This is a genomic window from Saccharothrix longispora (genome assembly GCF_031455225.1).
Lineage (GTDB): Bacteria > Actinomycetota > Actinomycetes > Mycobacteriales > Pseudonocardiaceae > Actinosynnema > Actinosynnema longispora.
In genome coordinates, this window is sequence record NZ_JAVDSG010000001.1 from 1178071 (window position 1) to 1190550 (window position 12480).

Annotated in this window: 10 protein-coding genes; 8 read left to right on the forward strand and 2 right to left on the reverse strand. The window is 75.1% G+C overall.

Annotation, left to right across the window (positions count from 1 at the left end; translation table 11 throughout):
• Nucleotides 1-10: 10 nt before the first annotated feature.
• A complete protein-coding gene (locus tag J2S66_RS05295) occupies nucleotides 11-1681 on the reverse strand; it encodes a serine/threonine-protein kinase (RefSeq protein ID WP_310304423.1) in 1671 nt (556 codons plus the stop codon).
• Between the two features lie 121 nt (nucleotides 1682-1802).
• On the opposite strand from J2S66_RS05295, the gene J2S66_RS05300 reads away from it, so the two are divergent.
• On the forward strand, nucleotides 1803-3122 hold the full coding sequence (locus J2S66_RS05300; protein WP_310304425.1) for a LacI family DNA-binding transcriptional regulator: 1320 nt from the start codon (nucleotides 1803-1805) through the stop codon (nucleotides 3120-3122).
• A 163-nt stretch (nucleotides 3123-3285) separates the two neighbouring features.
• A complete protein-coding gene (locus J2S66_RS05305; protein WP_310304428.1) occupies nucleotides 3286-3774 on the forward strand; it encodes a YcxB family protein in 489 nt (162 codons plus the stop codon).
• 44 nt (nucleotides 3775-3818) lie between these two features.
• Here J2S66_RS05305 and J2S66_RS05310 read toward each other — a convergent pair whose 3' ends face one another.
• Nucleotides 3819-4406, reverse strand: coding sequence for a TetR/AcrR family transcriptional regulator (locus J2S66_RS05310; protein ID WP_310304430.1), 588 nt, complete (start codon nucleotides 4404-4406; stop codon nucleotides 3819-3821).
• A gap of 59 nt (nucleotides 4407-4465) precedes the next feature.
• On the opposite strand from J2S66_RS05310, the gene J2S66_RS05315 reads away from it, so the two are divergent.
• From J2S66_RS05315 to J2S66_RS05340, 6 genes are all read left to right on the forward strand, one after another.
• Nucleotides 4466-5662 (forward strand): MFS transporter, encoded by a 1197-nt coding sequence (locus J2S66_RS05315; RefSeq protein ID WP_310304433.1) that lies wholly within the window; start codon nucleotides 4466-4468, stop codon nucleotides 5660-5662.
• 101 nt (nucleotides 5663-5763) lie between these two features.
• A complete protein-coding gene (locus J2S66_RS05320) occupies nucleotides 5764-6966 on the forward strand; it encodes an MFS transporter (RefSeq protein ID WP_310304436.1) in 1203 nt (400 codons plus the stop codon).
• A 3-nt stretch (nucleotides 6967-6969) separates the two neighbouring features.
• A complete protein-coding gene (locus J2S66_RS05325) occupies nucleotides 6970-8181 on the forward strand; it encodes an ATP-grasp domain-containing protein (protein ID WP_310304440.1) in 1212 nt (403 codons plus the stop codon).
• A 144-nt stretch (nucleotides 8182-8325) separates the two neighbouring features.
• The gene (locus J2S66_RS05330; RefSeq protein ID WP_310304442.1) at nucleotides 8326-10032 is read left to right on the forward strand and encodes a hypothetical protein; all 1707 of its coding nucleotides are present in this window, start codon (nucleotides 8326-8328) and stop codon (nucleotides 10030-10032) included.
• Nucleotides 10025-11272 carry an ATP-grasp domain-containing protein gene (locus J2S66_RS05335; RefSeq protein ID WP_310304446.1) on the forward strand — a complete coding sequence of 416 codons (1248 nt, stop codon included), beginning with the start codon at nucleotides 10025-10027 and terminating at the stop codon, nucleotides 11270-11272. The genes J2S66_RS05330 and J2S66_RS05335 overlap by 8 nt, the downstream gene beginning before the upstream one ends.
• The gene (locus J2S66_RS05340) at nucleotides 11272-12462 is read left to right on the forward strand and encodes an ATP-grasp domain-containing protein (protein WP_310304449.1); all 1191 of its coding nucleotides are present in this window, start codon (nucleotides 11272-11274) and stop codon (nucleotides 12460-12462) included. The genes J2S66_RS05335 and J2S66_RS05340 overlap by 1 nt, the downstream gene beginning before the upstream one ends.
• The last annotated feature ends 18 nt before the right edge of the window (nucleotides 12463-12480 follow it).

Below are 12480 nucleotides of genomic sequence, written 5' to 3' on the forward strand. Positions count from 1 at the left end.
CACCGGCCGCTCACTTGTCGCGCGGGTAGGTCCTCTGCACCTCGCCCTTCAGGTTCGCCTGGAGGTACGCGGCGCCGTAGTCGTCGATCAGGTACACCTTCACCGACGCGATCTTGTCGATGAGGCCGGTGTCCACGATCACGTAGCGCATGGTCGGCGCCGGGACGCCCAGCTCCTTGTCCGCCTGCTCGAACAGGGCGGGCAGGGCGTCCCAGTTCACCTCGTTCAGGTCGAGCACCGCCTCATCGGCGTCCACCCCGTCCGGCCCCTTCCTGGTGGCCTTGCCGCCCCTGTACTCGAAGTTGTCGAAGCCGTGCGCGACCGCCGTGGTCGGGGCGACGGCCGTGGCGCGGTCCGGCCACAGCGTCAGCTCGGACACCGCGGTGCCGCCCATCGCCTCGCTGAACGCGCCGACCGCTTTGCGCGCGCCGGCGGGCGTGAGCAGGTCGTCCTCCACCACATCGGCCTGCGCGGTGGTCGGGACGGCGGGCGGACCGGTGCCCGCCCCGGTGGCCGTCGGCGTGGTCGACGTGCTCCCGCCGGCGTTCGCCGAGCCGTCCGTGACCCACGTGCGGACGACGAGCGTGGTCGCGACGATCAACGCCACCCCGACCAGCGAGAGGACCACGGCGACCGTCCGCTTGCCCGCCCCCGTGACCGGGGGCGGGACCGGTGCCGGGTGGGAGTGCGGGTGTGGCTGCGGGTAGCCGTGGGGGCGCGGCCCGCCGACCGGGATCGCGGTCGGCCCGGACGGCCGGTGGGGGTACTGCGGTCGAGGACCGCTCGGCGGCCCCGGGACGGCGAACCCGCCCGGGGTGGGAGGTCCCGGGAACGGGGCCGGGTCGCGCTCGGCGGCGGCGAACATCCGGTCCAGCACCTCGCCGGTCGGCCGGTCGGCGGGGTCGTTCCGCAGGGCCGCGTCGAGGGCGGGCGCCAGGGCGCCCGCGCGCCTCGGCGGCGGCACCGGCTCGGTCATGACCGCGGCGAGGGTCGCCATCGTGGACGCGCGGCGCATCGGGTGGTGACCCTCGACGGCCACGTACAGCAGCATGGCGAGCGACCAGAAGTCCGACGCGGCGTGCGTCTCGTCGCCGCGCAGCCGCTCCGGGGCGATGTACTCCGGGGACCCGATGACGTCGCCGGTCGCGGTGAGCTGGGTCGAGCCCTGCAGGGCGGCGATGCCGAAGTCGGTGAGCACGGCGCTGCCGTCCGTCCGCAGCAACACGTTGCCGGGCTTGACGTCGCGGTGCAGCACGCCCGCGGAGTGGGCCGAGCGCAGCGCCGCGAGCACGTCCCGCCCGACCCGCGCCGCCTCGGCCGGGGTGAGCACGCCGGCGTCCAGCCGCGCGTCCAGCGACGTGCCGCGGACCAGTTCCATGACGATCCACGGATACGGCGAGTCGGGCGACTCGACGATCTGGTAGATCGACACGACGTTGGGGTGCTGCAACCGGGCCAGCGCGCGGGACTCGCGCAGCACGCGCTCCCGCAGCTGAGCGGCCATCGCCGGGTTGCTCTCGACCTGGTCGGCGTCGGCCGGGCGGACCTCCTTGATGGCCACCTCGCGGTGCAGCCCCAGGTCGAGGGCGCGCCAGACCGTGCCCATCCCGCCGCTGCCCAGCCTGGCCAGCAGTTCGAAGCGGCCGTCGATGATCCGCCCGGTGTGCTCTCGCTCAGACACCGCGTCACGCTAGCAACCGACCACCGGGGGATCGGGCACCGGTGGGGACGACCTCCGGTCGGGAGGTGCGTGGAGCCGCGGGACGACGGAGGTGGAGCGAGGGTCTCGCTACTGTGGCTCCATGGGGAACTCCGGGACGGGACGGCGGGCGCGCGGCGAGGTCGAGAGGCTGCCGAGCGGGTCGTTGCGGGTGCGGGTGTACGCCGGTGTCGAGCCCGATTCCCGGAAGCGGCGCTACCTCACCGAGACGGTCCCGGCCGGTCCGGAGGCCGACCGCCTGGCGGAGGCGGTCCGCGCCCGGCTGCTCGACGAGGCCCGGGGGTTGCGCGAGGCGCAGGCCCGCCCGGCGGACGACCCGGAGCAGTGGCCGGTCGCCGGTGACGCGCGCCCGGCGCCGGCCACCGGCCTCGCGGGCCTGCGCCAGCGGGGTCCCCGGCGGGGCGAGCTGACGGTCGCCGCGGTCGCGCGGCTGGCCGGGGTGTCGGCGCCCACCGTGTCGAAGGTGCTCAACGGGCGTGCGGGTGTGGCGTCGGAGACCCGGCGCCGGGTGGAGGACGCGCTGCGCGAGCACGGTTACCGCCGGCCCGAGGCGGCGGTGCGGGCGCCGAACGTGGAGGTCGTCTTCTACGGGATGCAGAGCTTCCTCGCGGTCGAGATCATGCGCGGGGTCGGGCGGGTGGTCGGCGGGCACGAGCTGGCGGTCGGGTTCACCGACGCCGTGCAGCAGACGTCGAGCGGCCTGTCCTGGGCGCACGACCTGCTGGCGCGACGGCCGGTCGGCGTCATCGCCGTGCACCTGGGCCTTACCTCCGAGCAGCACGCCCTGCTCACGGCCAGCGGCATCCCGATGGTCGTCCTGGACCCCACGGGCGAGCCGGACCACCCGGTGCCCTCGGTCGGGGCGACGAACTGGAGCGGCGGAATCGCCGCCACCCGGCACCTGCTCGACCTCGGGCACCGGCGCGTCGCCGTCATCACGGGTCCGGTCGAACGGCTCTGCGCGCGGGCCCGGTTGGAGGGCGCCCGGGCGGCGATGGACGCGCACGGGGCCGGGTTGGACGAGCGGCTGGTGCGCGTCGGGCGATTCGCCTTCGAGGACGGGCTCGACCACGCCCGGGAGCTGTTGCGGCTGCCCGACCGCCCCACCGCCGTGCTGTGCGGCAACGACCTCCAGGCGCTGGGCGTCTACGAAGCGGCCCGGCGGGCCGGCCTGCGCGTCCCGCAGGACCTCAGCGTGGTCGGCTTCGACGACATCCCCGCCGGCCGCTGGTGCGGGCCGCCGCTGACCACCGTGCGGCAGCCCGTGGCCGAGATGGGGGCCACCGCCGCGGAACTGCTCCTGTCGCTCGTCGCCGGGCGGCCGACCTCCCGGGAGCGCGTCGAGTTGGCGACCACGCTCGTCGTCCGCGACAGCACCGCCCCGCCGTGCCAAGACGCGTGACGCGGTCGGCGCTGTGCTGATCGAGTGAGCCGGGAATCGTTTCCAGAGCAGCCGGAAACATGTCAAACCGGGGAAACGGGTCGGTGATCCCGCCTGGCGCGCGGCCCGGTCGGCCCGTTCGGCCGCTGAGCGGGGGCGCGATCACGGAAGCTGGCATCCGCGAGTGAACACCACCTTCTCGGTCTCCCACGACGAGCAGCGCCTGAGACGTGTGCTCAAGTTCCTCATCCGCCGCCGGCTGAAGTGGGCGCGGTTCGTGGGCGTGGCACTGGTGGTCCTCGGTGCCGCAGCGCTCGCCGTGGAGTCCCTGCCCGTCCCGACGAGCGGCTTCTTCATCGTGACGGGCGTGCTCTTCGCCCTGCTGCTGGAGCCCTGCTCGGTCGCGCAGTCGATGAGGGCGCAGAACCTCGCCACGCGCGAGGGTTACGTGATGACGCTGGAGGAGACCCACGTCGCCGTGAACGCCCACTCGTACAGCCGGCGGTTCTCCTGGTCGATCCTCGACCAGGTCGTGGACACCCCGGACGCGTGGTACCCGATGTTCGGCAAGATGCAGGCCCAGGCGGTCTACAAGGACCTGCTGACCGAGGAGCAGAGGGCGGAGTTCGCCGCCTTCCTCGCGCGCCGCCGGTCCGCGCAGCCGATCGCCTGACCGCGAGGTCCGGGGCGGGGGAGGCGCTTCCCGTCAACGGCCGGTCACGTGACGGGCGAGTGGGAGTCGACGACCAGGCGCGCGGTGTCGCGGGCGTGCGCCACGGGGTCCGCCGGGGCTCCGCGCAGGAGGCTGCCGAGGACCCCGTTGTAGAGCAGGAGCAGCCTCGACGCCACGGTGCCCGGGGCGGCGCACGCGGCGTCCTCGGCCAGGCGGACGAGCCGTTCGGCGACCAGGCGCGTGTCCTGCTCGACCAGGTCGAACACGGGGTCCGCCCGCCCGTCCGCCGGCGCGGGGCGTTCGGAGGCGGTGGCGAGGAAGCAGCACCACTGCGTCGGGCCCGCGGCGGCGCGGAAGGTCTCGATCGCCTCGAAGACCGCCAGCAGGCGCTCACGAGGTGAGCCGGCCCGGTCGACGGCCGCGTCCCAGTGCCGGGTCCACGCCTCCAACCGCCGTGCCAGCACTTCGCGCAGGAGGTTGTCCTTGCCGCCGAAGTGCTTGTAGAGCGTCACGATCGCGACGCCCGCGGAGGCCGCCACCTGGTCGACGCCGGTGACCGCGATGCCGTTGCGGAAGAAGAGCGCCTCGGCGGCGTCGAGGATGCGCTCCCTGGTGTGCGGACGACCGGACATGCCCCTAGCATAACGACCGTTGCACCATAACGATCGTTATGCCGAAACGGGGTGTCGGGATGCCGAGGACCACCGCGGACCACCGTGCCGGGTCCGGCCTGGGCACGGCGGTGGCGGGGATGGCCCTGATCGCCGCCACCTACGGCATGGCCAGGTTCGGGGTCGGCCTGTTCGCCCCGGAGCTGGGCGTGCGGCGCCCGGAGCTGGCCGGCGTCCTCGGCTGGGCCGCGGCGGCGCAGTTCACCTCGTACGCCCTGGCCGCCGCGGTGGCCGCGCGGTCGGCCGACCGCCACCCCCGCGCCGGGGTGCTCCTCGCCGGCGTCACGGCGACGGCCGGCTGCCTGGGCGTGGCGGTGGCCGCGGACCCGGTGGTGTTCGTGATCGCGGTCTTCGTCGGCGGGATGGGGGGCGGGTTCGCGTCGCCCGCGCTGGTCCCGATCGTCGACGCGGTCGTCTCCCGCCGCGCCGCCGCCACGGGGCAGTCCCTGGTGAACTCGGGAACGGCCGTGGGCGTCATCGGCGCCGGCGTGCTGGCCCCGCTCGTCCCCTCCGTCGGCCTGGCCTGGGTGGTGATGGCGCTGGTGTGCGCGGTGGCCGCGCCGGCGACCTGGTACCCGGTGCGGGCGCGCGCCGACCTGGCCGCTCCCCGGCGGGCGCCCGACGCCCCGAGGTCCTGGCGGCCCCTGGTCGTGCCGGGCGCGGCCGCGGTGGTCGCCGGCGCGGGGTCGGCACTGATCTGGACGTTCGGACCGCTGGCGGTCACCGGAGCCGGCGTCGTGGACGCCGGCGGGGTGGGCGGGCTGTGGATCGCCCTGGGCCTGGGAGGCGTGCTCGGCACGCTGACCGGGGTGGTGGTCGAGCGGTGGGGGAGGCGGCGGGCGTGGTGCCTCTGCGCGGGCGCGTCGGCGTTGGCCGGCGCGGGACTGGCGCTGTCGGTGGGCACGGGCGCGGCCTGGGTGGCGTACGCCTGCATGGCGGTCTTCGGCGCGGGCTACCTGGGGCTGTCCGGTGTGCTGGTCCTCTGGAGCCGGCAGGTCTGGCCGGACGCCGCCGGAGCGGGCACCTCGGTGCTGTTCATCGCCCTGGCCGTCGGGCAGGCGGCGGGCTCCGCCGGCTTCGGGGTCCTCGGGGAGTCCGTGGGCTTCGGGACCCTGGGGCTGGTCGCGGCGGGCCTCTCGGTGCTGGGCGGGCTGATCCCGTCGACCGGTGGGTCCCCCGCGCTGGACTCCCCGAAGTCCGCCGCAACTCGTTCGTAACACCCTCCCGTCGGTGGTAGATACGAACCCACGGGGGTGCCGCGCGGTTCGTCCGCGCGGCGTCGGGTGCTCGGAGCGGCTGGGGGCCGGTGGTGACTGGGGTGGTTGCGCGGCGTGCGCGGGTGACGGTGCCGGTGGTCCTGGACTACCTGCTGTCGCACCTGGGATTCTTCGCCGTCCTGCCGGTGCTGCCCGTTCTGCTGGAGCGGTTCGAGCCGGCCGGCGGGGCGGTCTTCGTCGGGGTCGCGCTGTTCGCGTTCAACTTCGCCGTCCGGGGCGCCTCGCTGTTCGTCAGCTCGCTGCTGCACCGGGCGGACGTGCGGGTGGCGATGGCGTTCGGGCTGCTGATGGCCGCCGCCGGGTTCGCCGTGCTGCCGGTGGCCCCCGGTGCGGTGGGGATCGTCGCCGCGCTGCTGCTGGCGGGCACGGGGATCAGCACCAACGGGCTGATGGCGCGCGTGTACGTCGCCCTGTCGCTGGAGACCGTCGCCCGCAACACCGTCTTCTCCACCGTGCAGATCGCGGTCAACGTGTCCGCCGCGCTGGGGCCCGTCGTCGCGAACCTCATGCTGGACAACGCGCTCGACACCCTCCTGCTCCTCGCGGTCGCCGGGATGTACGTGCTGGCCGCCGCGGCCGTGCTCGTCCTGGTGCCGAGGGGCGTGCGGCCCGACGACGGCGACGTGCGGCCCCCGCTGCGGTGGGGGCTGCTGCGGGACGTGGTGGCGGACCCGCACGTGCGGCGGGTCTCCCTGATCACCGCGGCCGGCGGGTTCCTGTACGCCCAGTTCTTCTCCGCCGTGGCGCTCCAGGTCGCCCAGGTCACCGACGACCCGGCCTGGCGGGCGGGGATCTTCACCGCCAACGCCGTGCTGGTGGTGGCACTCCAGGTCCCGGTCACCGCCCACTGCGCGCGCAGGTTGGGCGCGGGCACCCCGCCGACGGTGTTCCTGCTGGTCGGCGTGGGGATCTTCGCCGCCGCGTTCGCGCTGATGGGCGTCACCGGTGCGGTCGTCGCCGGGGTGCTCGGCGCGGTGGCGGTGTTCTCCCTCGCCGAGACGTTCTTCACGCCCATGGTCAACACCGCGTTCAGCGTGATCCCCGGCGACCGGCCGGTGGTCGAGCTGTTCAACCTGCGCCAGGTCGCGGCCACCGCCGGCGAGTCGGTGGGCGCGTTCACCGGCGGCGCCCTGTTCCTGACCGCCGCCGCGCACGGCGCACGGCCCCTGTACTGGGGCGCGCTGGCCGTGTTCGGCGTGCTCGCGGTCCTGTTCCACCTCTTCACCCCGGCCCAGGAGGGTTGACCCGTGCGACTGCTGCTCCTCGGATACAACGACGGCGTCCTCACCGCGCTCGACGGTGGCGACACCGAGGTGGTCGTCCTGGAGGAGCGCGACCTGTGGGAGGCCAAGGGGCTCGCCGCGAAGGCCGAGCGCCACCCCTGCCTCGCCGAGGTCGTGTTCGGCCGCTACCAGCAGGACGACCAGTTCCTGGACGTCGTCGCGGGCCTCACCGGCGTCGACGCGGTGGCGCCGGGACTGGAGTACGCCGTCGTCGCCGCCGCCCGCGCGGCCGGGTCGCTGGGGCTGCCCGGCGCGGGCGTGCGCGCGGCGTCCGTGCTGCGCGACAAGCTGACCCTGCGCGAGGTGACCACCGCGGCGGGCATGCCGGGACCGCGGTTCGCCGAGGTCCGCTCGGCCGACGACATCGCCGCGTTCGCCGGGGGCGGCCCGTGCGTGGTCAAGCCGTCGGGCCGGCAGGCCAGCCTGGGCGTGCTGCTGCTCGACGCGGGCGCGGACGTCGGGGCGGCGTGGGCGGCCACGACGACCGCCGACGAGGGCAACCAGATCGCCAACCGCCCGATGTCCTGGCGGTACCTGGTGGAGGAGCGCCTGCGCGGCCCGGAGTTCAGCACCGAGTGCCTGGTGGTGGGCGGCCGGGTGGTGTTCCTCAACGTCACGGCCAAGCGCACCTCCGTCGGCCCGGCCCCCGTCGAGCTGGGCCACGTGGTGCCCGCCGAGCCCCCCGCCGAGTGGCGCGGACCGGTGGACGACCTGGTGCGCGCGGTCGGGTTCGACACCGGCATCCTGCACGCCGAGTGGGTGCGCACCGCCGACGGGCCGCGCCTGGTCGAGTGCGCCGGCAGGCCGCCCGGCGACAGGATCGTGGACCTGGTGGACCTCGCCTACCGGACGAACCTGACCCGGCACTGGGTGGACGCCCTGGCCGGCCGGCCCGTCGACCCGCCCGCGACGGCCTCGCGCGCCGCCGCCATCGCGTTCGTCACCGCCGACCCGGGCACGGTCCTGGCCGTCGACGGGGTGGAGGACGCCTCCGCCCTGCCGGGCGTGGAGCGGGTGGACGTCCTGCGCAAGGCCGGGGACACCCTGGCCGACCTGCGCTCGTCCTGGGACCGGGTGGGCTCGGCGATCGCCGTCGGCGACACCCCGGCCGAGGCGGACGCCAGGGCCCGTGCGGCCGTCGCCGCCGTGCGGGTGGACGTGAAGACCGAGCACTGACCACCGAGCACCGACCACCGAGCACTGGAATCGACCACCGACCACCGGCCCGGGCCACCGGGCGCGGAAGCACCCCGGTGCCCACCGTCGCGCACCGGGTGATCCGGGCTGTAACAACCGATCTCATGGTGACAGGGGAATCACGTGGGCATCCTGCGGGCAGAGGGCTTCATCGATTTAGCGACCGCCGTCGCGAAGGTGGCGGCTACCAGGGGGAACACCGGTGACGCGGCGCTCACCGCGGCCACGCTCGACGGCAGGCTGCCTGCCGGGATCGGCCTGGCCGCGCTGACCAGACCGGAGGAACGACTGCTCGCGGCGGGCCGCGACGCGCCCCTGGCCGCCGAGGGACCCGGCTACCGGCTGGCGCTGACGAGGACGGGGCGGCTCGTCATCGGCGCCGGCGTGCCGGACGACGCGCTGCCGGTCGGCGTCGCGGACATCGCGGTCGACCCGGCGGAGCTCCGGGCGCTCCAGGACGTCGAGGACGCCGAGTTCGCCGACGTGGCGGCCTGGCTGGCGGGCCTGCCGCACGAGCGGGTCGTCGCGATGGTCGAGCGCATCCGGCAGTCGCTGCTGCACATGGCGCCCGTGCTGCTCTACACCGGCGATCGCTGCTACACCAACCTGGGCAGGGGGAACCTGGTCGGCAAGTCCACCCGGGTCGACTCGCCCAACTGCGTGCTCGGGCGGCTGCTCGGCGTGCCGGTCGCCGAGTGGGACCACCGGGACGCGACCTTCGTGGCCTGCCTGCACGCCCTGCTGGTGTCCGGGCCGCCGGTGCGCGCCGAGGAGTTCAGCGGCACCCAGCTGCGGCCGGACCGGCTGGAGGCGTTCCTGCGACAGCGGATCGCGTCCTACGGCGCCGCCGGGCCGGACACCGCAGGCCTGCCCGCGGGGGAGCGGCTGCACGTGCTCGCGGAGGCGTGCGCGGCGGGCCGGGCGGCGGCGGTCGCGGCCGGGGTGCGGCCCTACCGGCTCATCCAGGGCCTGAACCTGAACAAGCAGGAGCACCTCACCGCCACCCCGGTGACCGTCGCCGACGCGCCCGCGCAGGTGCTGGAGACGTTCGCGCTGCTCGTCGAGTGCCCGGTCCCCGGCGACTTCGAGGACGTCGCCCGCGCGTGCGCGACCGCCGCGCCCGGCCTGCGCGAGGCCGGCGAGGACGGGTTCACCAGCCGGTTCGAGCAGGTGCTGCACGAACTGGTGCAGGCGGCCACCGCGGCGACCGGCTCGGACGTGGGCATGTCGCGCGGTCCGCGCAGGCCGCACGAACTCGCCCGGCTCGTCGCGGCGGGGGAGGCGGCCACGGCCGTCGGGTGGACCACCAACGCGTTCTACTGCTGCGTGACCCCGTCGACCGGCTTCGTGGACCGGTTCGCGCGGGTGCCCGAGCAGCTGCCGCAGGTGTTGCGGGCCATCAGCGCCCGGATGCGCTACAACGGCTGGCACTACCTGCCGCACACGATCGGCGTGCACGAGGGGTCCGGCGACCGGGACTGGTTCTACGCACCCACCATGTCCGACGTCACCGACTGGTCCGACCAGCACCACACCGGGCACGTCGCCAACGGCGTCCGCTACGCGATCCGGGTGCCCTTCGGCATCGACCTCGCGGGCGCGCACCGGCCCGGCCTGCACGACTTCCGGCTCATGCGCACCGACGGCGCGCCGTACACCGAGGCCGACCTGCGCGCGTCCGTCGCGGTCGGCGAACTGCTGCGCGCGCTCTACCAGGCCAGTGCCGCGCACCCGGTCGAGCTGGCCGTCACCGACTTCGACAACCCGTGGTACCAGGCCCGATATGATTCCGCCGCGCTGATCGACTCTAAGGAAGATGTCCATGTCTGACCCCGTCGTGCTGTTCCTCAACCTGCGCCGCACCCACCTGGAGCACGGCGCCGCGGTGGAGGCCGCCCACCGGCTCGGCTTCGGCGTCGCGCTGATCGCCGACACCGTGCCCGCCGGGCTGCCGGAGCGGGTCGTGCGGGTCGTGCACAAGGTGGACACCTACGACCTCGCCGCCGTCGACCGCGCCGTGGACGCGGTGGCCGCCGAGCACGACGTCCGCGGCGTCGTCACCTGGTCGGACCGGGACGTGGAGACGGTGAGCCGGATCGCCGAGCGGCTCGGCCTGCCCGCCCCGTCGGTCGGCGCCGCCCGGATCGCGCGCAACAAGTACCTGATGCGGGAGGCGCTGGCCGGGCACCCGCACACCATCCCGCGGTTCGCCCGGATCACCACCTGGGACGAGCTGGCCAAGGCCGCCTCGGACATCGGCTACCCGTCCGTCCTCAAGCCCACGTCGGCGTCGGGCAGCAAGGGGATCTTCGTGGTGCGCTCGGAGGACGAGCTGCGCCCGGCGTTCGACGAGCTGATGCGCTACACCCGCCCCGAGGTCGACAAGGTGTTCGGGGACAACCCGAACGAGCTGATCTTCGAGGAGTTCCTGGTCGGCACCGAGCACAGCGTCGAGGGCTTCGTGGTCGGCGGCGAGGTCGTGGTCGCCGGCATCACCGACAAGGAGACCACCGAGCCGTTCCGGCTGGAGCTGGCGCACACGTTCCCGAGCAGCCTGCCGCCCGCGGTCCAGGACGCGGCCCGCGGGCTGGCGGCGACCGTGGTGTCGGCGATCGGGCTGGACGACTGCACCTTCCACCTGGAGTGCATGGCCGCGCCCGACGGCACGGTGAAGCTGGTGGAGGTCGCGGCCCGGGTGGGCGGGGACTTCATCACCTCGCACCTGGTCGGCCTGGCCACGGGCGTGCCGTTCGCGGAGAACGTCATCCGCGTCGCGACCGGCTCCGCGCCCGTGCTCGGGACCGCGGGCCCCCTGTTCTCCGGGGTGCGCAAGATCATGGCGGACAAGGCGGGCGTGGTGTCCTCGGTGGACGGCGTGGTCGACGCGCTCGCGGTGCCGGGGGTGCGGCACGTCGCCGTCGAGCGCTCGGCCGGCGCGTCCGTCGCCCTCCCGCCGCAGGACTACATGTCCGGCACGCTGGGCGCGGTCATCGCCGTGGGCGACTCGGCCGACGCCGTGCGCGCGACCCTGGCCCGCGCCGTCGACGCCGTCACCCCGCGGATCTCGTAGTGCGCGCGGTCCTGCTGCTGGGCCACGCGTCCGGCACGCCGCACGGTCGCGACCAGTTGCGCCGCGTCAGCGCCCAGGTGCGCCGCCGCGGCCTGCGGCTGGTGGGCGCCGACGCGGTGGCGGCGACGTCCGACCTGGTGGACGAGACCGCCGTGTTCGACGTGCACGACCCCGCCGCCGCCCGGGTCTGGGCGGCGGCGCGGTCCGTGCGCTTCGACGCGGTGATGACGTTCCGCGAGATGTGCGTGGAGTCGGTCGCCGCGATCGCCGACGAGCTGGGCCTGCCCGGCAACCCGCCGCGGGCGGTGCGCACCGTCCGCACCAAGGACCTGTGCCGCGAGGTGCTCCGCGAGGCGGGGCTGCCCCAGCCGGCGTGCGCGGTGGTGTCGGACGTGGACGGTGCGCGGGCCGCGTTGACCGGTCCGGGGCCGTGGATCGTCAAGCCGCGTGACGCCATGGGCAGCGTCGGCGTCTCGCTGGTGTCCGGTGTGGACGACCTGCCGGCCGCGGTGGCCGCGCTGCCCGACGCGAGCGGGCCGTTCCTGGTCGAGGAGTTCGTCACCGGCCCCGAGTACTCCGCCGAGGGCGTCTTCGTCGGCGGCGAGCCGGTGGTGATCGGCCTGACCGCCAAGTCCACCGGGCCCGGTTTCGTGGAGACCGGGCACCGGATGCCGGCGGTCCTGGACCCGGCCACCGACGCCGCCGCCCGCGCGGAGGTCGCGCGCGCCCTCCGCGCGGCCGGCCTGACCCACGGGATCTTCCACGTCGAGTTCTGGCTCACCCCCGCGCCGGTGCTCGGCGAACTGCACGCCCGTCCGGGCGGGGACTTCATCCACGCCATGCTGGAGCACGTCCACCCGGGGCTGGAGCTGTACGGAACCCTGGTGGACGACCTGCTGGGCGTGCCCCCGGCTCCCGTGCCACCCGCCGCCGGGGCGGCCGCCGTGCACTTCCCGCCGGTTCCGCCGGGCACCGTGACCGCGGTGGAGGGCTGGCCGGGCCCGACCACACCCGGCCTCCTCGCCGCCCACCTGTCGGCCGCGCCCGGCGCCACCGTCCGACCGGTCGCCCACTCGGCCGACCGGCCCGCCGTGCTCGTGGTCGGCGCCCCCGGCGCGGCCGAGGTCGACGACCTGCTGGAGGGGTTGGCGGGCGGGGTCCGGATCGAGGTGCGGCCCGAGGAGCGGTGATCCCCGTGCCCGGCGGGA